Source organism: Streptomyces sp. BB1-1-1, from assembly GCF_031597775.1.
Taxonomy (GTDB): domain Bacteria; phylum Actinomycetota; class Actinomycetes; order Streptomycetales; family Streptomycetaceae; genus Streptomyces; species Streptomyces thinghirensis.
In genome coordinates, this window is the sequence record NZ_CP134203.1 from 3,177,416 (window position 1) to 3,200,660 (window position 23,245).

Below are 23,245 nucleotides of genomic sequence, written 5' to 3' on the forward strand. Positions count from 1 at the left end.
ACGGGTCACGGGAGGCACGGGCCCGGTGGACAACTCCCCCGAGGGGAGCGCCGCGTGGTGCTCGGGCGGCATACGACGCTGCTATGGAGTTGGACTGGTGCGTCTGTGGTGCCGTACCGCTGGGGGTACAGATGTGTCGTATGCGGGGCCTGACAGGAGTGAGACTCTGCCGTAACCCGGCGGGGTGAGGCAATTCTGTGTTGCGTGTGAAAGCTCACATCCCGTTTGGCCCAGGGGATTCCCGGAAAGCCCCACACGCGAAGACGCCGCCCGGCTAGGCTCTTGGCCTTTCCGGACGGCGCCGACTCTCGGGTAACCGGCCCCTCACGGGTCGGAGTTCGCGGAAGTGTCAGATGTGCCCGTCCTCCAGCATTTCGGTCACAAGTGCCGCGATCTGGGACCTCTCGGAGCGCGTCAGGGTGACGTGCGCGAAGAGCGGATGACCCTTCAGCTTCTCGATGACGGCGACGACTCCGTCGTACCGCCCGACCCGCAGATTGTCCCGCTGCGCCACGTCATGGGTCAGTACGACCCGTGAATTGGCCCCGATGCGGGACAGCACGGTCAGCAGGACGTTCCGCTCCAGGGACTGCGCCTCGTCCACGATGACGAACGCGTCGTGCAGCGAGCGCCCCCGGATGTGGGTGAGCGGCAGCACCTCCAGCATCCCGCGCGCGGTCACCTCCTCGATGACCTCCCGGCTGGTGACGGCCGACAGGGTGTCGAAGACCGCCTGCGCCCAGGGGCTCATCTTCTCGGCCTCGGAGCCGGGCAGATAGCCGAGCTCCTGCCCGCCCACCGCGTACAGCGGACGGAAGACCATCACCTTCTGGTGCTGCCTGCGCTCCAGCACGGCCTCCAGGCCCGCGCACAGCGCCAGCGCCGACTTGCCGGTGCCGGCCCGGCCGCCCATCGACACGATGCCGACGTCCGGGTCGAGGAGCAGGTCGAGCGCGATCCGCTGCTCGGCGCTGCGGCCCTTGATGCCGAACGCCTCCCGGTCGCCGCGCACCACGCGGACGTTGCCGTCGGGCGTGACCCGGCCGAGGGCCTTGCCGCGCTCCGACTGGATGGTCAGGCCCGTGTGCACCGGCAGCTCGGCGGCCTCGGGGACGTAGACCCGGCCCTCCTCGAAGAGCACGTCCACCTGCTCACCCGGCAGGGTGAGTTCGGACATGCCGGTCCAGCCGGAGGCGTCCGTGATGGCCAGCTCGGCGCGGTACTCCTCGGCGAGCAGGCCGACGGAGGACGCCTTGATCCGCAGTGGGAGGTCCTTGGACACGACGGTGACGTCGAATCCCTCCGCCTGCAGATTGCGGGCCACCGCGAGGATGCGGGAGTCGTTGTCCCCCAGGCGATAGCCGGTGGGCAGCACGCTGGGGTCCGAGTGGTTGAGCTCGACACGCACGGTGCCGCCGAGATCCCCGATCGGAATGGGGGCGTCGAGGCGACCGTGCCGCACCCGGAACTCGTCGAGCAGGCGCAGGGCCTGCCGGGCGAAGTAGCCGAGCTCGGGATGGTGCCGCTTGGCCTCCAACTCCGTCACCACGACGATCGGGAGCACGACCTCGTGCTCGTCGAAGCGGTTCAGAGCGTTCGGGTCGGCCAGCAGGACGCTGGTGTCGAGAACGTAGGTGCGCCGATCAGGCTTGTGGCGCTTTGTGCTGGTCACCACGGAAGGACGTACCCCCTCGGAAGAGGTCGGGGAGCGACGGAGTGGACGCTGGGCCGGAAGGGCGGGAACGAGCCGACCGGTCTGGGGCCTGCCTGTCAGGCAGGTCCGTAAGACCGCCATGCACCGGCGCGGGCCGCGAACCGGCCCTCCGCCGCGCCTTCCGTGCCGTGACCGCACGGTGGGGCTGGTGCAAAGGGCCTCCCGGGCGGACGGCTCCGTGCCGTCCGCTGAGATACGACACCCGTGGTTCGGGCGTCGACCTGCTTGGCTTATGCCCTCGAACAAGCGCCGCCATGCCACGACACAGGACGGCGCACCGGTGAACTCCTCATTACGGGCGTCCCGCCGGGAGATCGCGGCGCGAGGCACGGGGCCCCGGAGGGGGAGGGAAGGGAAGTCGGCCGGCGAGGAGAAGAGGCGTGCGGCCGGGAGGGCAGAAAAAACGGGCCGGTCCGTGGGGGGGAGACGGACCGGCCCGAGGGGGGGTTTCCACCATAACCCTTTGTAAGTGATGCTGCGTGCATCGGCGTGCCACAACTACTCTCCGAAGTTGCCCGGCGACGCCCGGATGACCCCGGAAGCGCTCATTCCGCCCTGAATCATGGCCAAAACACAGCGGATTCATAGGTGAACAGGGCGCCGGAAGGGGCCGAAGGGACGGAATGGGCGATCCGGAGCGGCCCAGACGGCCCCCGCGAACCAGGCGGCGGACCACCCCCACTTCCCTCCACCGGGTGAACCCACCGGCGAACGCCCGCTTGACCGGGCACCGCGCAGCCCCCTCCACTGCGCGGTGCCACACGCGCAGCTTTGCTCACGCGAATTACCTACTCCGAACTTACGTGATCGGGAATGCCTGATTCGACGCAAGGTGGACAACGCTGAATAACGATGTGGGAACCCTGTGAGGATCGGAGGGTGATTCCGCACCCTGTCACCAGGCGTGCCGATATTTGCGAAGGTACGCCGCATACGCCCCGGAATACCCTTCCCCTCCGTGCACCAACCAGGCCGCGACCTGTCCTACTCCCCTCCTAACGTCGCCTCATGACGAAGACAGCGGGGATCACTTGGGGCGCGGCGAGCGCACGCCGGCTGGACCGGCAGTTCCTGGCCATGTCCGCCCGAACGGGCACACCGGTCGCCGACGTGGCCGACGCGATGCTCGGCGTCCACGCCCAAGTACTGTCGGCGGCCGAACAGTCGGTCGGCCTGCGGACCGACGGCGTCACCCGGGCGGACGTACGGACGTCCCTGTGGCCGACCGGGTCGCCCTCCGCACCGCCGCCGCCCTCGCTCGTGAAGACGCACGGTCCGCGCGGGACGGTGCACCTGCTCCCGGCCCGCGACCTGCCGATGTGGTGCGCCGCACTGCCCGCGATCGCCGACGGGCCGGGTTCCTTCCCGTCCGGCGTACGCCTCACGCGTGAGCAGGCGGACCAGGTCGTGTCGGCGATCGGCGACGCCCTCGACGGCACCTTCCTGACCATCGACGAACTCGGCGAGGAGGTCGTCGCCCGCACCGGTCCCTGGGCCGGTGACCTCGTGATGCCGGCGTTCCAGACCATGTGGCCGCGCTGGCGGCAGGCGCTGCACCGGGCGGGCCAGTCCGGCGCCCTCTCCTTCGGCCCGAACCGCGGCCGCAAGGTGACGTACACCCGCCCGCCCCACTTCGCTCCGATGCGGTCCGAGGAGGCGCTGCGGCTCCTCGTACGCCGCTACCTGCACGCGTACGGCCCGGCCACACCGCAGCACCTCGCCCGGTGGCTGGCGGCGCCGCCCGGCTGGGCCAGGGCCCTGTACGACCAGTTGGCCGCCGCGGGCGAGATCGAGCAGGTCGACTTCGAGGGAACGCCGGCGTGGGTGGTGGCGGGCGACACCGTCTTCCCCGGCGGATCCGAGCAGGAAGATCTCCTGCGTGGGGTGCGGCTGCTGCCGTACTTCGACGCGTATCTCATCGCCGCACAGCCGCGGGAGCTGCTCTTCCCCGGGGCCGCGTACCGGCGTGCGCTGGCGGGCGGGCAGGCGGGCAACTTCCCGGTGCTGCTCGTGGACGGCGTCGCGGCGGGCGTCTGGCACCAGCGGCGCCGGGGGCGTCGTACGACGGTCACGGTCGAACCGCTGGGCCGCCTGACGTCCCGGCAGCAGCGGGAGCTGGCGGCGCAGGCGGCACGGGTCGGGGAGGTACTGGAAGCCGAGGCCGAGTTGGTGGTGGGCGAGGTGACGGTGGGCGCGCACGCGTGAGCGACTCGGCGTACGGGTGCGGCTTGCGACCTGGGGGCGCGGCGTGACCTAGGGGCGCGGCTTGCGCGCCTCGAAGAGGTGACGCGTGCTGTGGGCGACGAAGGGGCCGTCGGCCTCGATGCGCTCGTGCAGATCGCGCAGTCGGTCCCGGTACCCCTCGACGGTGAAGCCGGGGACCATCCACACCACCTTGCGCAGGAAGTGAACGACGGCACCGATGTCGTGGAACTCCATCCGCAGCCGCTCCGCCCGCAGGTCGACGACCTCCAGACCGGCGGCCTCGGCGTCGGCACGCTCTCGTTCGGGGTGACGGTGGTTCCGGCTCTCCTCCGGCTGGGGCCCGAGGAAGTACTCGATGAGCTCGAAGACGCTGCCGGGCCCGACGTGCTGGGCGAAGTACGTACCGCCGGGCGCGAGCACACGGGCGACCTCACCCCAGTGCGGCTCGACGGGGTGCCTGCTCACGACCAGGTCGAAGGCTCCGTCCGCGAAGGGCAGGGGCGCGTCGTCGGGCGAGGCGACCACGGGGACGCCGCGAGGGCGGAGCAGCGCGGTGGCCTTGGCGACGTTGGGGGGCCAGCCCTCGGTGGCGACGACGAGACGGGGACGGCGCGGGGCAGCGGTTTCGAGGGCGCGGTCCAGAACCTCCCCTCCCCCGGTCTGCACCTCCAGTACGGCGTCGGCCTCGGCCAGCCGACCCGCCATGGACCGCGCGTACCCCCAGGACGGCCGCGTCTCGGTGGCCCGCCCCTCGAACCAGGAGAAGTCCCACCCTTCGGTGGGCACGGAGGCTCCTTCGGCCACGAGCTCGTCGAAGGTAGGGGTGTTGGGCTGAGCCATGAGGAGATGAGTCCGATCAACGTAGGACGGGCGGGGCGGCGTGGGCCATGAAACGGCGGCGGTGGACCTGGCTAGGCGACCAGGGACCGGACCTGGCTAGGCGACCAAGGACCGGACCTCCTCGGCGGCGAACCGCACGAATCCCTCCGGATCGGGCTCGTCAGCGGTCGGCTGGAGGATCACGGTGTCGGCCCCCGCCTCGGCCAGCCTCTCCACGGCCCTGGCGACGGCTCCCGCGTCCCCGGCGACGCCGAGATCCGGCACCGATCCGACACCTTCGGCGACCAGCTCGGCCCGCAACCGCTCGCCGGCGCCGGGCCCGGTGGCGGCCAGGAGATACACGACGACCTTGTGCGCCTCCGTCCGCCCGGCCGCCGCGCGCCCTTCGTCAATGAGCCGCCGAGCCCGACGCACCCCGTCGGGCGGCGTGGCCGCGGTGAGAACGGTCCCGTCGGCGGCCTCCCCCGCGAGCCGCAGCGAACGGGGCCCGGTGGCGCCGGCGAGCACTTCGACCCCCTCCCCCGGCGGCCAGTCGAGCGCGACGTCATCGAGCCGTACGTAACGCCCTTCGGTCGTCACCCGCTCCCCACCCAACAGCGCCCGCAGTGCCAGGAGGTGCTCCCGCAGCAGCGTGACGGGCGACTCGACCCGCGCCCCGACCTGCCCCATCCAGTCCTGCACCCCGTGCCCGACGCCGAGGATCGCGCGGCCGGGGAACATCCGGTGCAGCGTGGCGGCCTCCATGGCGGTGACGGCCACGTTCCGCAACGGCACGGGCAGCAGCCCGACCCCGACCCGAACCCTCTCGGTCCAGGCGAGCGCGGCGGCGGCAGCGGAGATCCCACCCTCGCGAAAGCAGTCCTCCCACAGCCACAGCTCCTCGAGCCCGGCCTCATCGGCGACGCGCGCCACGGCACGCAGCCGCTCGGGGGCGAGCTGGGGGCGGAATACGGCGCCAAGTCCAGTCATGGGGCCTTCCTACCTTCGGCCGGGTCCGCCGGACAACAACATTACGAGTCGGCCCCCAGGGGCTTCTCGAACCTGACCGTCTCGACGACCTGCCGCAGGATCGCCCGGTACTCCTCCCGACGCGCCGTGGCCGTGGTACTCAACGTGAGTACGGCCAGGCGCTTGCAGTCCGGGTGCGGGATGTGGGCGTGAATCTGGAGGAGGGGTTGCTGAGGCAGCCCGCTGTCGGCGGCAGCTCGATGCGTGGTCTCACTGAGAACCGCCGGCCCACAAGGGAGTTCCTGGAAGACGATGTCCGTATACCCCTCACCCGCCGTGACCGCACGGGCCGCCGTGACGGCGCGTGGAGCGACGTTCGTGTCACGCCAGGAGATCGCGAAGAGGGAGAGCAGAGGCTGCGCGCCGCTACTCGCCTGGCCTCCGACGTCATCGCGGTGCAGGCCGATCGAGCAGTGGACGGTGCCGAAGTCGCAGAGGGTTGCGAGCATTTGCTGCCCCGACGCAAGCTGCGCAACTAGCTGCTGACGAACCATTTCGCCGGGCGCAGCGTCGAGTAGCGGAGCGACGGCCGCGCGCATCCTTTCGGCGTCCGGCGAACCGGGCTCGGCGAGCAGGCAGTCCAGTGGCAGAGCCATGAAGCCGGCTGGTTCGGCGAACCACAGGTCTGCCTGCGCGTCGTTCACGGAGTCGTGGATGACGATCTCAAGGCTGCTCACAGAATCTCCATGCGACTAAAAGGGCGCGGGACAGACACCCGCTTGTTGGCCGCGCTCGATGTCATCAGGACCAGCACCCCAGTCAATGAACCGCCGACCGTTCTGGGCGTCCATCCGCTGTTCGATGACGTGCAGACGTCGAGGCGCAAGCCCCTTCCGCGTGGGCACAGCAATTACACCCACGAATCGCACGTCGCCCGCGAACCAGATCTCTTCGATTTGCGCCTTCAGACGCGGCTCGGCACGAGGCGCCATACGCCGAGACCACCACTCCAAGCGAAGATGCTGAGTGAAAACCACTGGCAATAGTTGACCCGGACGGCCCGGAATGGGCAACTCGAACCAGCCATAATGCCTACTGATGACCTCTGGCCGATCACTAAGCCCGTACGGAACACCATGCAGGACTTGCCATGGATAGGTGCGCAAGATGCGCAGCATCCACAGCGCTGCGGGGAAGTATCGCAATTGCGTCAAAGCGCGGTATGGACCGTAAAGGAAGTACGGAAGGAACACCCAAACGGCCCAGCCTTCCAGGTAGAGCGATACCCCAAGCAATGCGACCCAGCCACCGGCCCAGCCGATGAAGCCGACAACGTTCATCGCCATATGACTGACCCAGGCCCGACGTGTAGGTGGGTGCTCCCAAGCAGTCGCACAGTCAACGGGGTTCAAGAGTCCTTCCCTTCCTGGCTAACGACAGAAGACGTATCGTGCGATGTCAACAAGGCCACCGCTGTCGAGGATGAGGCGTGAGCCGTCGATGCCGGCGACGGTGCCGTCCTTGATGCCGTCGTCCTCTGCGTCTACGGCTTTGTTGTACAGCCCGAACCCGCCTGTGCCGACACCGGTCAGGCCCGAAGTTCCGGCAATTGCCTTAGCCGCTCGACCGGGATCACTGAAACCGCGCACGGCTCGAGCAATCATAGAATTCTCGAGATTGCTGATCGCCCCTGCCTCATCGATAACCTTCGAACCATAGGTGCCCGCTTTCTGCCAGAAATCAAGCACTTGGCTACTTCTCCGAAGAGCTCGCGTCGCCTCGAACGAGCCCTTAGAAACTGCCGCTACGCCCGGCAGCGCACCCGCGGCATCCGCTCCCAGGGAGACGGCATTGCTCCAGAAGTCAGCATCGAGTTCTCCCTTGGTGATGCCGTCCAACAAGGACGCTCGCACTTCCGGGTCGGTGAGTCGCAAGGCAAGGGCGGTCCCGCTGATCCCAGAAGCCGTAAGCATCAAAGCGGCAGTTGCCGCGAGACTCCACCCCAGCGGCCCCGCGAGGAGAAGCGCCACCACCCCGATGAGCCCCGCCGTGAAGCTGAGGATGTCCGGCAGGTTGTCGCCCAGCCAGTCCAGTACCTCGTCGAACCAACCCGGCTCATGCGGCACCAGCTTCTTCGTGGCGTCGCGGATCTTGCCCGCCCGGTAGCCGGCCTTTTCCTCGTGTTCTTCGGCGAGTCTCTTCGCCTTGCCGATGATCTTCTTCAGCTCGGCCTGGGCGTCGTCCAGATCCGCGTTCGCGCGCGTCAACGCCTTCTGCGCGGCGTCGTGATCGGCGCCGTCCTTCTTGAGGTCGGGATCGTCGCCGGCCTTGTTCGCGCGGCCCTGTGCGCGGTCGACCGCGGCCTGGGCTTCCTTCGCGTCCTCTTCGAGCTTCTTGGCCCGCCGCTGGAAGTCGTCGAGTTCGCCCTCCCAGCGGTCCAGTTGCCTGGCCGCCTTGCGGACGGAGTGCGCCGCGTTCTTGAGGTTCAGCGGCAGCGGACCGCCATCGAGCTGCTCCCGGAAGGCGACCGCGGCGTCGCCCTTCCAGTAGCTGCCGTCCAGGAGCTTGGTGACGAGGTCGTGGGTCTCCTGAAGGACCTTGGCGCAACCGCTGAGCTTCTTCCGCAGGCCCCGTACCGTCTCCGTGTCGCCCGGTACGGGGTTGAAGCCGAGGTGCGGATAACAGGGGTTCGGGATTCGCGGGGCGGACTTGAGCCCCTGCGGCTTGCCGAGGTCGGCACGGGACTGCGGGTCGAGCGCGGCACCGTACTGGTCGTTTCCGGCGGTGACGGTCACTTCTTGCCGCCGCTCTTGTCCTCGCGCGCCTTCCGCACCGCTTCCTCGAGCGCCTTGTCGACTTCGAGGTAACTGTCCTTGCTCTTGCCGATGATGTCGGCCAGATCCTCGGTCTGCTTGCCGATCTCCTCGGAGCCGTACTTCCAGTCCTCCTGGAAGGCCTCGCACGCCGAGTCGAGGTCGTCCGTGCCGAGGCCGGTGATCGTGGCGTCCGACAGTGCCTTTCGGACGCCTCTGAGCGAGGTCGACGACTCCCTCAGCGACTTCATGAACCGCCCGAGTTCGTCGCCGTCAACGGCAAGCCGCTCCGCCATGTGTCCGTCCCCTCTCCGGTCCACCTGCACCGATGAGAGGAACGACGACATCCGGTTTTCGTGGCGTGCAAGTGACTACTGACCCCCTCCGGAGGATCACATACCGCACTGAGGGCTGGCGTCACCGGTCAGGGTTGACGGCCTGAATCTCCTGGACGATGACGTCCTGCTCACCGTCGACGCCGGCACCGGCCCAGTGGATCTTCCAGGTGTCCGTCGCCTTCAGTAGATCCCGGCTCCGCCGTACCCGGGGCGATCTCCACGGACACCGGTTCGGCCATGGTGGTCGCCTGGACGCCCAGCAAGGGCACCGAAGCCGTCACCGACACAGGCTTGAACTTCGCACCGTCGAGCCACGCCCAGGTCGGAAGGTACGCGAACGGGGGTGATGTCCCCAGCCATGTACTCATTGAGGCCGTCGACGACTTCGGCTGGTCCTTCAGCAGCAGACTGCCGAACATGTGAGAGGAAAACTGATCATGGAAAACGCGGATGGGAGCGCCCTGTCTCTCCTCACGACGTTGTGCCCCCCTCCAGCTAACCCGGCACTCGCCCGGGCTACCGGACGCATCACTGTCCCGACCAGCCATAAGGCACTAGTAGAAATTTATGGAACGGGGTGTTTCGACGAATTTCTGTGGATTTTCGCGGAGGGGGCCTCGAGCGACCAGCTCGACATCGCCGAGCGCACCCGCGACCTCCGGGATATGTGGCGGGGCAAGCAACTCAGCGCAGCTCATGAAGACTTGGGAGAACTCAGCTTCGATGCCGACGATCTCGTCCAATGGGGGGTCACGGACAACGCCGACCTACTGGTTTGGATCAGTCGTGGAAATCCGGAGGAGTGGCCGACCGCGATCATCCAAGCGGGCAGTTTGCGTGCCGTCGTCTCGCCTCGCAGTTCGACGGCGATGATCCTCGACGTGCTCACACGCGCGACGGTCGTTCCATTCTTCCCTCCCGATTTCCCCTGCGACCGTCCCGAGTTCTCCTCCAACCCCTACGGCTGACCGGTCAGAGCCGGACCCCGTGGTAGAGGCCCAGGAGGCAGGGTTGCGGATCACGGCAGTGTCGGCCCCGGCCCGTCGATGCCACCCAGTCCCTGGAACTGCCCTCGCGCACAAGGACGGACAGCGGTCGAGTATTCACCGACTTCCATGGCGTGCGCGGTGGAGCTGGGTGTATCTGCATCAGCGGTTGACGGCCTGGATCTCCTGGACGACGACGTCCTGCTCCCCACCGAAGGCGCCGTCGGGCAAGTTCTGCTCACCGTCGACGCCGGTACCGGTCCAGTGGATCTTCCAGGTGACCGTCGCCTTCAGCTGGTACGACCCGTCACCGGAGGACCGCAGGTACTTGACTCCGCAGGGCGGTGTCTCATCAGCCTTTCCCTGGGCGTAGGGCTCACCGATAGCGCCGTTCTCGATCTCGCACACGCCGGAGGCAGGGTAGGTCTCGGCGTCCGCCGTACCCGGGTCGATCTCCACGGACACCGGTTCGGCCGTGGTGGTCGCCTGGACGCCCAGCAAGGGCACCGAAGCCGTCACCGACACAGGCTTGAACTTCGCACCGTCGAGCCATGCCCAGGTCGGAAGGTTCACCTTCGTGGCGTTCTCCGGTGCGAGATCCACTTCCGTGCTGGGCACGCGAATCTCGGCATAGGCGAGTTGGGCGAGGACCTCCGGCGTGATCGCCTGCGGGATGTCCGCCGGCGGATCGTCATCGGTGTCCACCCAGAAGGGTGGCTTCGTGCAATCGAGCGCACCAGGGTCGCCCTCCCTTCCGTCTGTGACGTAGGAGTCCCACCAGTAGCCGTCACCGGACTTTTCCTTGTTGAAGTCCTTGTACGGGTGCCCGTTCACATACTTGTCGCGTTGCTCGGCATCCCACTGGTACCCGGTCGATTCGGCCTGCCAGACGGGTTCCAGGGCCTTCTGCAGTTGCTCCGGTGTGTACTTCGGGGCGTAGTAGCAAGCAGGCGGGGTCCAGTTCGTCGCCGATGCCACGGGGCCCGCCGACTGGCCCGACCCGTTGTTGGAACGGTCGAAGACGACAGCGCCGGCGGTCGCCGAAACAGTTCGGTCTTCCTGCCCGCCGTCCACCTGTGTCTCAGAGGCGGTCCCCTCACCGCCGGGCACGAAGTCGGCCCAGGCCGTCGGGCTTGAAAACAGCACGGTGGCGCCCGCCAGTACGGCCGCGCATACCGACATCCTCGCTACGGCTGGCACTGGGCAGCCCCCCTCGTGGAGATGATCTGAGATGTCTGCCAGACGCCGTCGGCGTTCTTGTCCAGCCTGGTGTTGTACAGGACGTAGCTGTTCTTGGTGACAGGCGTCTTGGCGATCTCGCCGGTCTTCTTGTCCTTGCTGAAGCCCTTGCTCTCATCCGCACAGAACGTGAGGACGGCCGACGTCTTGCCCTTGAGCGTCACCCTCCGCTCGAAGTACCGAGCCTCACCGGTCAGAGTGGCGTTGGCCTTCTCGAACTGCGCGACCCATGACACGGCAGCTTCCAATGCCTTGCCCGTGTTGTAGAAGCCGAGGGCTTCGCCCTTGGGGTCCGTTCCAGCGATCGCGGCGTCGACGGCTCGCATTCGCTCCGCGTTGTCGGCGAGTACGGCGTCCTTCACCGGGTCTCCGGTCTCGGTCTCCTCGAAGACCAGTTTCAGATCGGAGGGGAGATTGATCTCCGGCCGCCCGTCTCCTGCCGTTGAGGGGGCGGGTGAGCTGGGGGACGCCGACGGCTCGCCGCCCGTGTCCGCCCCCGCGATCTTGTCCTCGTCGCTGGAGGGGCTGTCGTCGCTTCCGCATGCGGACAGCGTCAGGGCCGCAGCGGCGGTCAGCGTGAGCGCTGCGAGCAGGGTGGGGCGGCGATTCACGGTCGACTCCTGGGTGGGACGAGGCTTCTCTCGAGCGAAGCAACGCTATCCACCGGGGTCGAGTGGCACCAGGGTGAAACCTGCTTCCCGATGGCGTCCCGTGAGGTCAAATCGGCCTTACGTGTGTCTTCTTGGGTCATAACTGTTGCGTAACGTGAGAGTGCCGCGCCTCTGGGACGTCCCGCCCGCTGCTTCGTCTCAGCTCGTTTCGCACAGGAAGTAGCAAAGGGACCCGACCGTGTTCGGGTTCGTTGGCCCACGCCGGGACTGCCCCAGGGCAGATACGTTCCGTGGGACGGAATGCGGCTGCGGGAGGGGATCAAGGATGGGACGGCGGTGGCGGTGGCGGGACGGCTCGGGCGTGTTGGTCGTCGGAGGGGAGGCCGACGGCGGGAGCGTCCGTGTTCCGTTGGAGATCGCCGGCTCATACCGTGCTCGCACCAAGGGGTTGTTGGGGCGGGACTCCGTAGAGGGGGCGATTCTCCTGTCCCCTGCCAACTGCGTGCACACCTTGCGGATGCGGATGCCCATCGACGTCGCCTACCTCGACCGGCGGTTCGTCGTCATCGCCGTGCGCACCATGCGGGCGGGCAGGATCGGGCTGCCCCGGTTGCGTTCCCGCCATGTGCTGGAGGCGGAGGCCGGGGCGATGGCCGAGTGGGGAGTGAAGGCAGGAGTGCAGGTCGCGGTCGTGGAAGGTTAGGGGCAGGTGAGCAGGTGGTCGTTCGGCTTCCTGGCGCGTCAGTCGGAAACGATGTCGAGGATCGTCGTACCGACCTCTCCTGTCGCTGCCTGGATCACCACGGCTCCGGGCTGGGCGCTCGGCCTGGCGCCGTCGCCCAGTCCACCGCAGGAGTTGCCGCTGCCGTTGCTGCGGAGAACTGTGATGCAGCCTTGTCCCGGGCCATGGGCGCTGCCCTTGGACTGGCCATGGCCCGACTTCACCGTGTAGGCGACCTCGTTCGGGCCGACCTTGGTCACCTTGAGCGTCGCCGCCGCGCCGGACGGGCCTTCGAAACGTACGGTGACCGGCTCGGACACCAGGATCTGGCAATCACCGTCCGCGCAGGCGCCGATGTCTCGTCCGTCCGCCGCCGACACCGGGGGGTGGGTGGTGCCGGTGGGGTCGTCGGAGGAATCGGGTGGGGGTGAAGGGCGGGGCGTCGCGCTGGGTTTCGCTGCTTGGTCACCGCTTGTGGTTGTCCCGGTCGGCTCGGTAGCGCTGTCGCAGCCGGTTGTCGTCATCAGCGCGAGCAGCGCCGCGAGTACGAGACTCGTGCCCGCTCGAGTCCTCGTGCCCGGTGATCGCTTCCTGAGCCGCGGTTTCGCTGCCATGGTGCGCTCCCCCTCTCCGCCCTTCGGCGCCCCTCGCTCCGGCTCTCGCCGACCAGCCTTCCCACCCGACTCGGTCACGACGCCCGGTCGGCACGAGCGGATCCTGGAGAGCGCCGGCGTTCAGCGCCTCACGCTGAGAGGAGCCGGGCATCCGTCCCTCTCGGGCGAAGTGTCACTCCGAGGCGGTCAGCCTTCCGTGCGCGGGAACGTGACCTCGACCCTGCGGTTCTTCTTGCGGCCGGCCTCCGTCGAGTTGTCGGAGATGGGGTACTGCTCGCCGTAGCCGCGGACCTCGTACGTGATGCCGGGGTCGTTCAGGGTCTGGGACAGGATGTCGTGTACGGCGTTGGCGCGCTGTTTGGAGAGTACGTCGCCGTGGGCGGAGGAGCCGAGGTTGTCGGTGAAGCCGAAGACGCGGACTCGGGTGGCGTTCTGGGTCTTGATCTCCTCGGCGATGCCTGTGATCCGGGACTTCGCCTCGCCGCCGAGTTTCGCGCTGTCCTTTCCGAACAGCACCTCTGCCTGGAGCGCGAGGGTCACGCTCGTGTTGGTGTCCTCGCGGCGTTCGTCGCCGCTCTGCTCCTCCACGACCGACTTGATGTCCAGCACCTTCGCCTGCGCGAGCGTGGCGCCGTCCGGGAGTTTGAGGTCCGGGTCGTTGGGGTCCACCTCTACGGGAGCCGAGGCGGAGGGCTCAGTTCCCGGGGGGTCGTCGGGGTCGTCTTCGGCGTGGGCGGTGGTCGTGCCGTACAGGGTCGAGGCGAGCAAGAGGGTGGCCGTGGTCAGGGCACGGGTGAGGCGCAGGGTCGGGGTCATGGTGGCCTCACCCGGAGATGGAGATGGTCGCGCTGGCGAAGGTCGGTAGTTGGAACGTGACCTCGGTGGTGTCCGTTGGTGGGGCCGGGAACTGCATGAACACAGCCACACGGTCGCCAGCCTTTATCGTGGAGAAACCCGTGGTCGTCAACGGACGACCATCCGTGTCACGCAGCACGTAGTACCGCTTCTTGCTTTTGGAGTCGACAAGTGTCGCACCGCCGAGCGACCTGCCGTTTCTGATGATCTCTGTCTCGTTCCCGCTCAACGCAGATGGAATCGCGACACTCTTGTCACCGTCGTTCTTCAGCTCGCCGTTCACGGTCACGAAGCCACCCGAGTCCCGCTCAGCAGAGATGATCTGCAGGAGCAGTCCGTTGCTTCCCCGCAGCTCGGCCAATGGCTCCTCTGTATCCCCATCCTGAGCACTCGGTCCGGTCCCGTCCTCCTTCGAGGCCGACGCCGAAGCCTTGGGCTTCTCGTCGCCACCACCACCGCAGCCGACAGCGCCGAGGGTCAGGCTCGCCAGGACAGCTAGTGCGAGCGTCCCCCTACGGACCGTCTTGGTGAACCGAATGCTCATGTCTTGGATTCCTTCGTCACTCGTCATTCGCTTGTGAGGAGGCCAGGTGGACGTCGAACAGATCCTCGGGCTTCGGTAGATCCACGAGGTCGTCCGGGCTCAGTTCCCATTCCTCGCCCTTGCACGAGAGACTCGGCAGGTCATCTTCACCGGCGTCCTCAGCGGGCAGTTCGAATGAACAGCGAGCCTCGATGACGGCAGTGGCAGATTCAGTTGCCTTCTGATCCTCCGTGCCGGGAACGATGCTGTCCCCGACCGTCTCGTTGGTCTCCGCAACAACGGTGTAGGCCAGCAGCCCGTCCGGATGGCAAGTCACGCTCGCATCATTGCGTGCCGCGAGCTCATGAGCACGCCAGCACGCGCTGGAAACCGGCGCCTTGCCGTCGAAAATGGCCTGCCATGAGTCGGGCTCCAGGATGCTCGTGAACCACTGATCGGCAAGCTGATCCCGCGTTTCCAAAGCCGCAGCGAGCGCCGCAGCATCTGCCGCCGTCTGCGCCTCACTGCGCGTCGCTGCGGCCTGGCCGACTGCGAAGTAGGCGAGTGCAAGAAAGAGCAGGCCCCCAACCACCGTGATGTAGATGGGGAAAGCCTGCCCTGCGTCGCTGTGCTTACGAAGCCGGCTCAGCCACCGGTTACTTCGGCGATCTTCGATGTGATCGCATCGAAAATCGTCTGCCCGATATCCGTCCCCGTGATCGCCAGCACGATCGCCACCACCACCGCGATGATGCCCAGGTACTCCACAGCCGTCTGGCCCTTGTCGTTGCGGGCGGTGGCGCGGGAGTGCAGGTAGGCGGTGGTGGTGTGAAGCCAGTTGGTCATGGTGTTCCCCTCCAGGGTGGACGATGCCGCGTTCGTCGTGCGGAACGTGCGGCGGGAGGGCCCTCGAGTCCGAGGTCCCCGGGGGACCGTCGTGGGCCCCGTCACGTGCTGTGAGTCGGTCCAGCGAGGTCACCCTGGGCGCAGCCGCTCGGCGGGGGTCGCGGGGGTGGGTGGCGGCGGTCTTCTGGTTGGTCGTGCCGGATGTCGCGTCGTCCACGATCTCCACCTCCTTCGCGCTCAGTTGGGACCTCGTCCTGTCGGGAGCACCAGTCAATGACTCTCCCACAGGTGATTGCATGTGCGAAAGGCGTTGCTCGAAACTCGCCCGATTGGGCTGCGGCGCAACACTTGTTGATGTTGTCGTTTCGTGTGCAGTCGCACTCTTGTCGTTTACGCCGCCCTCCTTTCGCGGCTGCGGCCGCTTGATCGGCATGATGTCCTCCTGCCTCCCCCCCCTACTCGCCCGTGATCGTGCCGAAGTCCGTGCCCGATCCGAGGATCAGGCCGGCGCCGAGGAGGATCATCGTGGCCGGGACCATGAAGGTGGTGATCATCATCGTGGCCTTCGGGACCGCGCGGGCGGCCTTGCGGCGGGCGTTCTGGGCGTCCGTGCGGCGCATGTCCTTGGCCAGGGCGACCAGGGTGTCGACGATGGGTGCGCCCAGTTCCTCGCCCTGTTGGAGTGCCGTCACGAACATCGCCACCTGTTCCGAGTCGTTGCGCCGGCGCAGCTCCGCGAAGGCCTCGCGGCGGCTCATGCCCAGGTCCATCTGGCGCAGGGTGATGCGGAGTTCGTCGGCCCACGGGCCCTCGTAGCGGATCGCCACCCGGTCCAGGGCCTGGCGGAAGCCCAGGCCGGCGCTGACCACCACCGCCAGGACGTCCAGGAAGTCGGGGAGCGTGCGCTCGATCTCGTCCTTGCGGATGCGGATCGCCGACCAGATGCCGACCTCCGTCCAGAACGCGCCGAAGGCCAGCAACAGCAGCGCGACCACGAACTGGCCGCGCAGGAGGAAGACCAGGAAGCCGACCGCGCCCAGGAAGCCGTAGACCGCGCGGCGGGCGGCGTAGCGGTCGATGGTCAGGCCGCCGGGGTTGCCGGCCAGGTCGATCCTGCGGCGGTACTTGGCCACCAGGGCGGGGCCCATCAGGCGCAGTACGGCGGGGGCGTAGCGCATGCCCATGCGGTCGATGAGGGAGTCCACCGCGCCGGTGCGGGTCGAGCCGACTTCCAGGGCGAGGGCGAGGTCGTGGGGCAGTTTGGCGTCGGCCCGGTAAATGCGGATGCCGGCGAAGACGCCCCAGACGCTCAGGCCCATGAGCAGGGCGAGGAGTAGTCCCAGTCCCATGTCGGTCAACTCCCCCTCAGACGTCGATACGGGACAGGCGGCGGATGAGGACGAAGCCGACCGCGTAGAGCGCGAACGCGATGATCACCGCGGTCTGGCCGGCCGGGGAGCCCGTCATGCGCTCCAGGGCGCCGTCCTTCACCCCGTTCATCAGGAACAACGAGCCGACGCCCAGCACGGGGACGGCGTACGACGTCATGCTGACCTGGGACAGCTGGGTGCGGACCTCGCGTCGGGTCTCCTTGCGCTCCTCCAGCGTGTCCGTCAGGTTGCGCAGCGCGCTGACCACCTGGCCGCCCGCCCGGTTGGAGAGGACCAGGGTGGTGACCAGGACGACCAGTTCGCGGGAGGGGAGGCGGTCGGCGAGTTCGCCGAGAGCGTCGTCCATCGAGGCGCCGATGGCCAGTTGGTCGGCCACCTTGCCCAGCTCCTCGCCGGCCGGGGCGTCCAGTTCCTCCGCCGCCATGCCGATGGCGGTGCGCAGGGCGAGGCCCGCCTGGGTGGCGTTGGCGAGGATGCGGGCGAGTTCGGGGAGCTGGTTGATGAACTTCTCGATGCGTTTCTGGCGTTGCCAGTTGAGGAACTGGATCGCCACGCCGATGCCCAGCAGGCCGGCGAGGGGGCCGAAGAAGGGGGCCAGTGCGGCCTGGCCGATCAGCCAGAGGCCCGCGACCGTGGCGAGCATGTAGACGAAGAACTCGCCCGGCGTGACGTCCAGGCCGGTCGCCGCCAGGCGCAGTTCGAGTTTGCGGCCGAGTTTCGTGCGGCGCAGGCGGCGGTCCAGGGTGCGGAAGCGGCGCGGGCGTCCGGCGGAAGGGGGCCGGCCGGTGGCGGAGAGGCGGTCGACCAGGGCCGCGCGCTGGGCCTTGCCGGCGGCGTAGGAGTGCAGGCCCATGACCGCCAGGGCGCAGGTCAGCACCGTGATGCCGGTGGTGAGCGTGACGAGCGTTTCCAGTTCCATCGGGCGGTTCCTACCTGGGTTCCATGGTTTCTGGCTGGGCGGCTGGTGTCTGGCTTGCGTGGTTTCTGGCGGGGCGGCTGGTGTCTGGCTTGCGTGGTTTCTGGCTTGCGTGGTTTCTGGCTGGGTGGTTGGTGTCTGGCTTGCTGGTTTCTACCGGGGCGGCTGGGGTCTGGCCTTCATGGCTTTTGCCGCAGGCGGCTGCTTCCTGGCTTCCACCAGTCCGGTCATCTGGCCTCCCGGGTCGCGAGTTGTTCCGCGGTGTGGGCCACGCCGAAGGCCTGCGGGACCGGCTGGCTCGCCATGTAGAGGCGCTCGGCGGTGCGGCGTGGGAGGGGGTAGTACTCGAAGGCGCCGTAGATGCGGCCGTCCGCGGTCATGGGCTGGGCGTTGAAGCGGGCGACCGTGGCCAGGCGGTACGGTTCGCCGCCGTGGCTGGCCAGCAGGGCGATCTCGGTGATGCGGCGGGCGCCGTCGGCGAAGCGGGTGAGCTGGACGATGACGTCGACGGAGCTGTTGATCTGGTCGTGCAGGGCGACGAACGGGATCTCCACGTCCGACATGGAGGCCAGGGTCTGGAGGCGCATCAGGGCGTCCTCCGCGCTGTTGGCGTGGACCGTGGCGAGGGAGCCGTCGTGGCCGGTCGACATGGCCTGGAGCATGTCGAGGGACTCGCCGCCGCGGACCTCGCCGACGACGATGCGGTCGGGGCGCATGCGGAGGGAGTTGCGGACGAGGTCGCGGATGGTGACGCGGCCCTGGCCCTCGACGTTCGGCGGGCGGGACTCCAGGCGGATGACGTGCGCCTGCTGGAGCTGGAGTTCCGCCGAGTCCTCGATGGTGATGATGCGTTCGGTCTCCGGGATCAGGCCGGAGAGGGCGTTGAGGAGGGTGGTCTTTCCGGTGCCGGTCGCCCCCGAGACGATGATGTTGAAGCGGGCCTGCACCAGGCCGGCGAGCAGGTACAGCATGTGCTCGTCGAGCGAGCCGAGGCCGATCAGCTCGTGGAGGGTGAAGGAGCGCGGGAAGCGGCGGATGGTGAGGGTAGCGCCGGTGAGGGAGAGCGGGGGGATGATGACGTTGACGCGTTCGCCGGAGGGGAGGCGGGCGTCGACCATCGGGTTCGACTCGTCGACGCGGCGGTTGACCGTGGAGACGATGCGCTCGATGGTCTGCATCAGCTGGTCGTTGGAGGCGAAGCGCAGGGGGAGTTGTTCGACTCGGCCGCCGCGTTCGACGAAGATGGCGTCCGGGCCGTTGACCATGATCTCCGTGATGGACGCGTCTTCGAGCAGGGGTTCCAGGATGCCCAGGCCGAGGGCCTCGTCCACTACCCGGCGGATCAGCTGGGAGCGCTCGACCGTCGACAGGACCGGGCCCTCGCGGCTGATGATGTGCCCGAGGACCCTCTCCAGGCGGGCCCGGCGTTCGGCCATCGCCAGCGAGCTCATCTCGGCGAGGTCGATCTCCTCCAGCAGCTTGGCCCGGTAGGAGGCGACCAGGTGTGCGTCCTCGCCCCGGCTGCCGTGCTCCTCGGGGGAGTGGATGCGTGCGCGCAGGCTCATGCGTCCTCGGCTCCTCGGTCAGTGGTCCAGCGGCATGGTGGCCGTCCGGGTGGCGGGGTCGAAGTCCCAGCCGGGGACGATCGAGGGGATATCGACGGTCGCGGTGACCGTCACCTCGTCGCCGCCGTAGGACGGTGGACAGTCGGTGCCGTCCGCGAGCCAGCTGCTGACCGCCGCCGCGCACGCCTCCCCCGCACTCTCCTGGAGCGAGGCGCTGCGGGCGCCGGCGCGGGCCGCCGTACCGGCCTGCTGGGCGGTGTACGCGATCAGGCCCAGCTGTACGGCGGCCATGGCGACGATGATCAGGATCGGGAGGAATCCCAGGTACTCGATGGCCACCTGGCCACGGTCCCGCCCGACGGCCACCTGACCACGGTCCCGCTCGCGGGCGATCTGGCCACGGTCCCGCTCGCGGTCGTTCGTGGAGCACGACGAGTTCGCGGAGTTCGCGGACTTCACGGACTTCACGGAGTTCACGGAGTTCGAGGAGTACGGCATCTCAGTCGGTCTCCTCCTCGACGGCCCCCGCGTGGCCGTGCACGGTGAACGGGAAGCTGACCGTGCCCGGGAAGAGGATGGGCACCTCGATGCGCACGTCGGCTGTGACATAGCCGCCCGCGGTGTCGCAGCTCACCTCGGCGCCCCCCTCCCACGCGCCGGGCAGCTTGTCCCGGCCCGCCTCCTGGCAGGCCCCCTGCCGCGCCCCCCGGTCCGCCGCCGTCGCCGCCCGTACCGCCTCGTCCGCAGCATTACCCGCGAGCGTGTACGTGTATCCCACGAGTACGAGCTGCCACAGCACCACCAGCGTCGCGATGATCACCGGGGTCATGCCGAGGAACTCGATGGTGACCTGGCCCGCGTCCCCTCCCGCGGGCCGGGCGTCCCGGGGCCGGCGCCGTAAGCCGTTCATCCCGCACCGTCCTTCCGCCGCCGGAAGCTCACCGACCCCCGGTCGCCGCCGCGGAACCGGCCGCCGCCCTTGCGGTGGTCTGCCTCGGCGGCCCTGACCAGCCCCAGTTCGCCCGCGAGGGCCCACAGGGCCTGCTTCACCGTGCCCTTGCTGTCCAGTTCGTGGACGCGGCCGGCGTCCACGGCGCCCTGGAGCTCCTTGAAGTTGGCGGGGACGGTGGTGGCCGCGACCGCCGTGCCGGTGATCTTCTGGATCAGTGGGGGCTGGATCTCCGTGGCCCGGGTGTGCCGGTTGACGACCACGGTGGTCTCCTCCGCCTTGCGGATCTGCAGCCGGTCCCACATCCGCACCGCCCGCTTGGCGCCCCGCACGGCCACCACGTCGGGGGTGGTGACCAGCAGCGCCGAGTCGGCCATCTCCACGGCCGCGGCGCCGGCCCCGCCGAGCTGGGCGCCGCAGTCGAGGACGACGACCTCGTAGCGGGCGCGCAGGGCGCTGACGATCTGGCGGGTGGCGCGGTCGGTGACCTCCTCGCCGCGCTCGCCCTCGCCGGGGGCGAGCAGCAGGGCGAGGCCGGTGTCGTGGCGGAAGACGGCGTCGGCCAGGACCCGCGGGGAGATGTCCGTGATGGTGGCGAGGTCGACGACGGAGCGGCGGAACTGGACGTCCAGGTAGGAGGCGACGTCGCCGGCCTGGAGATCCATGTCGACGAGGGCCGTGGGGCGGCCCGACGCCTGAGCGGCCAGGGCCAGTTGGATGGCGGTCATGGTCGCGCCCACGCCGCCCTTCGCGCCGCTCACGGTGACGACGGTGCCGCCGGCTCCGGTGAACACGTCGACGGCGCTGCCGAGGTGCCGGCGTACGCCCACCGACCACTGGGCCACCGCCTGGACGCGGCTGGCCAGTTCCTCGTAGCCGAGCGGGAGGGCGACCAGGCCGCGGGCGCCGTAGTCCATGGCGGCCTGGAAGAGGCCGGGGCCGGGGTCGGAGGTGACGAGGATGACGCCGACGGCGGGGAAGCGGAGGGCGACCTCGCGGATCAGCTCCAGGGCCGGGACCGGACCGATGCGCTCGTGGACGATCACGACCTCGGGCAGTTCGTCGACCGACTCGGCGGCGAGGCGGGCCAGGGTGTCGACGAGCTGGGTGGAGTCGGTCACCGGGGCGACCGGTTCGGCGTCCGGGAGCTGGCTGAGCAGGGTCGTGATGGACCGTACGGCGTCCGGGTCGCCGACTGCCGGGAGGATCCTCGTGGGCATACGGGCTCTCACTTGTCCTTCGCGAGTTCGTACGTCCGGTCCTTGTCGGGGACCGTGGTGTCGCCGCCGGGCGCCACCAGCGCGAGCCGGACCCGCTGGGCGAACGACTCGGCGTAGGTGATGCGCTGGGCGTCGATGGTGGACAGTGCGAAGGTGATGGGGACGGCGTCGGTGGGCTCCCGGTCCCGGCTGTTCTCGTCGGGCTGCAGCGAGGTGAGGTCGCCCACGTCGATGACCCTGGCGTTGGTGACGATGATCTTGGATTGCGCGGGGTCGCCCTCGCGCTCCCCCTCGAAGGTGGCGTACACGTTGACGCTGGAGCCGGGTGTGATCTTGCCGGCGACGCCGGTCGCCGCGTCGATCATGATGGCGACCTCCTGCTGCCCCGGTCGCAGGGCGGGCTGGTCGACGATCATGTCGCTCTGCAGCAACGAGCCCTTCTTCAGCGTCGTCACGGCGATCTTGCCGCGGACCTGGCCGAGGTCGGTGACGGCGTTCTCCGACAGCCAGCGCTCGGGCATCTCGATCTCCTCGAACTGCCCCGCGCCGAGGGGCGTGTAGGGCTGCACGTCGGTCTTCAGCCGGTACGCGGTGACCTCGGGTCCGACCTTGGACTTCACGTCGTTGACGACGGAGAGCACGCCGGCGAAGGCACCGAGGGCGCAGAGGACCGACAGGATCAGCAGGATGATGCCGCGGCGCTGACGGGAGTTCATGTGCCGTGCAACCTCATTGGGGGAATCGGTCGAACCGGATCGGATGGCGGGCGGGCTGAGCGAGGGGAGCGGCGCGGTGCGGCCTACCCGGTGAGGGCTCGTCTCTCACGGCGGTGGCCGAGAGCGGCGTCCCGGCGGGCGCCGGGCAACGCCGGCGTCGTGTCGTACACCGGTGGTGTCGCGGAGCAGAACACGCACCGGTCGCCGATGACGTCGATGCCGCACCAGTGGCAGGTGCTCTGCCGCACCGACGTGACCAACTGGTAGAGGACCGAGAGGTCGGGCAGGTAGGCGCAGAACTCGGTCACCTTTCCGGTGCCCCACCAGCCGGGGGACTCGGCCGGCAGCGGCATCTCGCGCAGTCCCTGCACGCGCCAGGAGGGGGCGAGTGTGCCGGCGACCCAGTCGGACGGCAGCTGGCCCTTGGCGACCAGCAGCCAGGTGCCGAACTCGGGTCCGTCGAGGGCGGCCTCGGGGCCGATCCGCACCAGTTGCGGCACGGGATGCGCCACGACGCCGAACTGGCTGCCCGGCATCCAGGACCTGGCGTGCGACTTCAGGCCGACGGGGACGTGGTCGAGCCGGGCGACGGAGCCGAGGAGCGCGCCGGCGTGGATGTAGTGGGTGAGGAGACGGCCGGCCGAGGCGAGGACGCCGGGGCTGAGGTCGCAGGAGGCCAGTTGCCGCAACTGTCGGGCCAGTACGGCGAGTCCGAGCGGGGGCAGGGGCGGCCGGAACAGGGCGATGCGGTCGGTCTCCAGGAGGGCGCGGACGGTGTGCAGCCGTCGTTCGACGCTCTCCGGGAGGGCTTGCGAGCAGACCACGATCACGTGCCCGTGCTGGTCGACCAGCGACTGCAGCTCGGCCAGCGCGTGCTCCAGCGGACGTTGGTCGACGTCCTGGAGCACGACCGCGGGCAGCGTCCGTTCGTCCTGCGGCGGCAGTGCCATGTCGGCACCGGTCACGGCAATGGCAGTTGGCACGCGCGGCTCCCCGTCTCCCCATGCCCGTCGGTCTGCCGGTGTCACTGCGGCACACCCGGATGACTTCACTGCGTGACTACCCGAGCACTGTATCCACGCGTCTGTGACCGGAGAACAGCGTTTCTGTAGCTGTGGAACAACTTGTGTTGCACAAGGTGCGGCAAATCGGGGCAGGTTGAGCATTTTTCGGTGGGTGACCGGGCGGTGACCGGGCGGTGACCGAGCGAGCAGGGGAGTGCGTCCCGGACGGCG

General features: G+C 68.7%; 25 protein-coding genes and 1 pseudogene. 3 read left to right on the top strand and 23 right to left on the bottom strand.

Annotated features, from left to right (window positions below; genetic code table 11):
* Positions 1–349: 349 nt before the first annotated feature.
* The gene (locus tag RI578_RS14475; protein WP_310871481.1) at positions 350–1,675 is read right to left on the bottom strand and encodes a PhoH family protein; all 1,326 of its coding nucleotides are present in this window, start codon (positions 1,673–1,675) and stop codon (positions 350–352) included.
* A gap of 1,047 nt (positions 1,676–2,722) precedes the next feature.
* Here RI578_RS14475 and RI578_RS14480 point away from each other — a divergent pair.
* Positions 2,723–3,919 (top strand): winged helix DNA-binding domain-containing protein, encoded by a 1,197-nt coding sequence (locus RI578_RS14480; protein WP_310871482.1) that lies wholly within the window; start codon positions 2,723–2,725, stop codon positions 3,917–3,919.
* Between the two features lie 48 nt (positions 3,920–3,967).
* On the opposite strand, the gene RI578_RS14485 is transcribed toward RI578_RS14480, so the two are convergent.
* The 7 genes and pseudogenes from RI578_RS14485 to RI578_RS14515 all read right to left on the bottom strand — a co-directional run.
* Positions 3,968–4,759, bottom strand: a complete 792-nt coding sequence (locus tag RI578_RS14485; RefSeq protein ID WP_310871483.1) for a class I SAM-dependent methyltransferase — start codon at positions 4,757–4,759, stop codon at positions 3,968–3,970.
* Between the two features lie 96 nt (positions 4,760–4,855).
* Positions 4,856–5,728 (bottom strand): LLM class flavin-dependent oxidoreductase, encoded by an 873-nt coding sequence (locus RI578_RS14490; protein WP_310871484.1) that lies wholly within the window; start codon positions 5,726–5,728, stop codon positions 4,856–4,858.
* Between the two features lie 41 nt (positions 5,729–5,769).
* The gene (locus tag RI578_RS14495) at positions 5,770–6,444 is read right to left on the bottom strand and encodes a hypothetical protein (protein ID WP_310871485.1); all 675 of its coding nucleotides are present in this window, start codon (positions 6,442–6,444) and stop codon (positions 5,770–5,772) included.
* 15 nt (positions 6,445–6,459) lie between these two features.
* A complete protein-coding gene (locus tag RI578_RS14500; RefSeq protein ID WP_310871486.1) occupies positions 6,460–7,053 on the bottom strand; it encodes a hypothetical protein in 594 nt (197 codons plus the stop codon).
* A gap of 84 nt (positions 7,054–7,137) precedes the next feature.
* Complete coding sequence (locus RI578_RS14505; protein ID WP_310871487.1) at positions 7,138–8,502, bottom strand: putative T7SS-secreted protein; 1,365 nt, start codon at positions 8,500–8,502, stop codon at positions 7,138–7,140.
* A complete protein-coding gene (locus tag RI578_RS14510) occupies positions 8,499–8,816 on the bottom strand; it encodes a hypothetical protein (RefSeq protein WP_310871488.1) in 318 nt (105 codons plus the stop codon). The genes RI578_RS14505 and RI578_RS14510 overlap by 4 nt, the downstream gene beginning before the upstream one ends.
* A 121-nt stretch (positions 8,817–8,937) precedes the next feature.
* Positions 8,938–9,187 (bottom strand): annotated as a pseudogene (locus tag RI578_RS14515) (hypothetical protein); the annotation flags it as partial.
* Positions 9,188–9,295: 108 nt separating this feature from the next.
* Between RI578_RS14515 and RI578_RS14520 the strand changes: the two are divergent.
* On the top strand, positions 9,296–9,826 hold the full coding sequence (locus RI578_RS14520; RefSeq protein WP_310871489.1) for a hypothetical protein: 531 nt from the start codon (positions 9,296–9,298) through the stop codon (positions 9,824–9,826).
* 180 nt (positions 9,827–10,006) lie between these two features.
* Here RI578_RS14520 and RI578_RS14525 read toward each other — a convergent pair whose 3' ends face one another.
* The gene (locus RI578_RS14525) at positions 10,007–11,026 is read right to left on the bottom strand and encodes a hypothetical protein (RefSeq protein ID WP_310871490.1); all 1,020 of its coding nucleotides are present in this window, start codon (positions 11,024–11,026) and stop codon (positions 10,007–10,009) included.
* A 5-nt stretch (positions 11,027–11,031) separates the two neighbouring features.
* The gene (locus RI578_RS14530) at positions 11,032–11,694 is read right to left on the bottom strand and encodes a hypothetical protein (RefSeq protein ID WP_310871491.1); all 663 of its coding nucleotides are present in this window, start codon (positions 11,692–11,694) and stop codon (positions 11,032–11,034) included.
* Positions 11,695–12,019: 325 nt separating this feature from the next.
* On the opposite strand from RI578_RS14530, the gene RI578_RS14535 reads away from it, so the two are divergent.
* The gene (locus RI578_RS14535) at positions 12,020–12,397 is read left to right on the top strand and encodes a DUF192 domain-containing protein (protein ID WP_310871492.1); all 378 of its coding nucleotides are present in this window, start codon (positions 12,020–12,022) and stop codon (positions 12,395–12,397) included.
* 38 nt (positions 12,398–12,435) lie between these two features.
* Here the strand turns inward: RI578_RS14535 and RI578_RS14540 are convergent, their stop codons facing one another.
* From RI578_RS14540 to RI578_RS14600, 13 genes are all read right to left on the bottom strand, one after another.
* On the bottom strand, positions 12,436–12,795 hold the full coding sequence (locus RI578_RS14540) for a hypothetical protein (protein ID WP_310871493.1): 360 nt from the start codon (positions 12,793–12,795) through the stop codon (positions 12,436–12,438).
* A 420-nt stretch (positions 12,796–13,215) separates the two neighbouring features.
* Positions 13,216–13,845, bottom strand: coding sequence for an OmpA family protein (locus RI578_RS14545; protein WP_310871494.1), 630 nt, complete (start codon positions 13,843–13,845; stop codon positions 13,216–13,218).
* 7 nt (positions 13,846–13,852) lie between these two features.
* Positions 13,853–14,428 carry a hypothetical protein gene (locus RI578_RS14550; RefSeq protein ID WP_310871495.1) on the bottom strand — a complete coding sequence of 192 codons (576 nt, stop codon included), beginning with the start codon at positions 14,426–14,428 and terminating at the stop codon, positions 13,853–13,855.
* Positions 14,429–14,444: 16 nt separating this feature from the next.
* Entirely contained in the window at positions 14,445–15,056 is a 612-nt protein-coding gene (locus RI578_RS14555; RefSeq protein ID WP_310875761.1) for a pilus assembly protein TadG-related protein, read from the bottom strand.
* Positions 15,053–15,253 (bottom strand): hypothetical protein, encoded by a 201-nt coding sequence (locus RI578_RS14560; RefSeq protein ID WP_310871496.1) that lies wholly within the window; start codon positions 15,251–15,253, stop codon positions 15,053–15,055. The genes RI578_RS14555 and RI578_RS14560 overlap by 4 nt, the downstream gene beginning before the upstream one ends.
* 455 nt (positions 15,254–15,708) lie before the next feature.
* Positions 15,709–16,602, bottom strand: a complete 894-nt coding sequence (locus RI578_RS14565) for a DUF5936 domain-containing protein (protein ID WP_310871497.1) — start codon at positions 16,600–16,602, stop codon at positions 15,709–15,711.
* 16 nt (positions 16,603–16,618) lie between these two features.
* Positions 16,619–17,563: a type II secretion system F family protein gene (locus RI578_RS14570; RefSeq protein WP_310871498.1), complete on the bottom strand. Its 945-nt coding sequence runs from the start codon at positions 17,561–17,563 to the stop codon at positions 16,619–16,621.
* Positions 17,564–17,787: 224 nt separating this feature from the next.
* A complete protein-coding gene (locus RI578_RS14575) occupies positions 17,788–19,125 on the bottom strand; it encodes a CpaF family protein (protein ID WP_310871499.1) in 1,338 nt (445 codons plus the stop codon).
* Between the two features lie 18 nt (positions 19,126–19,143).
* Complete coding sequence (locus tag RI578_RS14580; RefSeq protein ID WP_399063094.1) at positions 19,144–19,491, bottom strand: TadE/TadG family type IV pilus assembly protein; 348 nt, start codon at positions 19,489–19,491, stop codon at positions 19,144–19,146.
* Positions 19,492–19,624: 133 nt separating this feature from the next.
* On the bottom strand, positions 19,625–20,035 hold the full coding sequence (locus tag RI578_RS14585) for a TadE/TadG family type IV pilus assembly protein (RefSeq protein ID WP_310871500.1): 411 nt from the start codon (positions 20,033–20,035) through the stop codon (positions 19,625–19,627).
* The gene (locus tag RI578_RS14590; RefSeq protein ID WP_310871501.1) at positions 20,032–21,294 is read right to left on the bottom strand and encodes an AAA family ATPase; all 1,263 of its coding nucleotides are present in this window, start codon (positions 21,292–21,294) and stop codon (positions 20,032–20,034) included. The genes RI578_RS14585 and RI578_RS14590 overlap by 4 nt, the downstream gene beginning before the upstream one ends.
* Before the next feature lie 8 nt (positions 21,295–21,302).
* Positions 21,303–22,010 (bottom strand): Flp pilus assembly protein CpaB, encoded by a 708-nt coding sequence (gene cpaB, locus RI578_RS14595; RefSeq protein ID WP_310871502.1) that lies wholly within the window; start codon positions 22,008–22,010, stop codon positions 21,303–21,305.
* A gap of 83 nt (positions 22,011–22,093) precedes the next feature.
* A complete protein-coding gene (locus tag RI578_RS14600; protein WP_310875763.1) occupies positions 22,094–22,960 on the bottom strand; it encodes a hypothetical protein in 867 nt (288 codons plus the stop codon).
* Positions 22,961–23,245 lie beyond the last annotated feature (285 nt).

Coding starts and splice junctions, on each gene's coding strand:
- RI578_RS14535 (WP_310871492.1), top strand. CDS start 12,020: ATGGGACGGCGGTGGCGGTGGCGGGACGGCTCGGGCGTGTTGGTCGTC.
- RI578_RS14545 (WP_310871494.1), bottom strand. CDS start 13,845: ATGACCCCGACCCTGCGCCTCACCCGTGCCCTGACCACGGCCACCCTC.
- RI578_RS14560 (WP_310871496.1), bottom strand. CDS start 15,253: ATGACCAACTGGCTTCACACCACCACCGCCTACCTGCACTCCCGCGCC.
- RI578_RS14490 (WP_310871484.1), bottom strand. CDS start 5,728: ATGACTGGACTTGGCGCCGTATTCCGCCCCCAGCTCGCCCCCGAGCGG.
- RI578_RS14570 (WP_310871498.1), bottom strand. CDS start 17,563: ATGGAACTGGAAACGCTCGTCACGCTCACCACCGGCATCACGGTGCTG.
- RI578_RS14590 (WP_310871501.1), bottom strand. CDS start 21,294: ATGCCCACGAGGATCCTCCCGGCAGTCGGCGACCCGGACGCCGTACGG.
- RI578_RS14600 (WP_310875763.1), bottom strand. CDS start 22,960: ATGGCACTGCCGCCGCAGGACGAACGGACGCTGCCCGCGGTCGTGCTC.
- RI578_RS14575 (WP_310871499.1), bottom strand. CDS start 19,125: ATGAGCCTGCGCGCACGCATCCACTCCCCCGAGGAGCACGGCAGCCGG.
- RI578_RS14550 (WP_310871495.1), bottom strand. CDS start 14,428: ATGAGCATTCGGTTCACCAAGACGGTCCGTAGGGGGACGCTCGCACTA.
- RI578_RS14480 (WP_310871482.1), top strand. CDS start 2,723: ATGACGAAGACAGCGGGGATCACTTGGGGCGCGGCGAGCGCACGCCGG.
- RI578_RS14565 (WP_310871497.1), bottom strand. CDS start 16,602: ATGGGACTGGGACTACTCCTCGCCCTGCTCATGGGCCTGAGCGTCTGG.
- RI578_RS14585 (WP_310871500.1), bottom strand. CDS start 20,035: ATGAACGGCTTACGGCGCCGGCCCCGGGACGCCCGGCCCGCGGGAGGG.
- RI578_RS14510 (WP_310871488.1), bottom strand. CDS start 8,816: ATGGCGGAGCGGCTTGCCGTTGACGGCGACGAACTCGGGCGGTTCATG.
- RI578_RS14500 (WP_310871486.1), bottom strand. CDS start 7,053: ATGGCGATGAACGTTGTCGGCTTCATCGGCTGGGCCGGTGGCTGGGTC.
- RI578_RS14485 (WP_310871483.1), bottom strand. CDS start 4,759: ATGGCTCAGCCCAACACCCCTACCTTCGACGAGCTCGTGGCCGAAGGA.
- RI578_RS14525 (WP_310871490.1), bottom strand. CDS start 11,026: ATGTCGGTATGCGCGGCCGTACTGGCGGGCGCCACCGTGCTGTTTTCA.
- RI578_RS14520 (WP_310871489.1), top strand. CDS start 9,296: ATGGAAAACGCGGATGGGAGCGCCCTGTCTCTCCTCACGACGTTGTGC.
- cpaB (WP_310871502.1), bottom strand. CDS start 22,010: ATGAACTCCCGTCAGCGCCGCGGCATCATCCTGCTGATCCTGTCGGTC.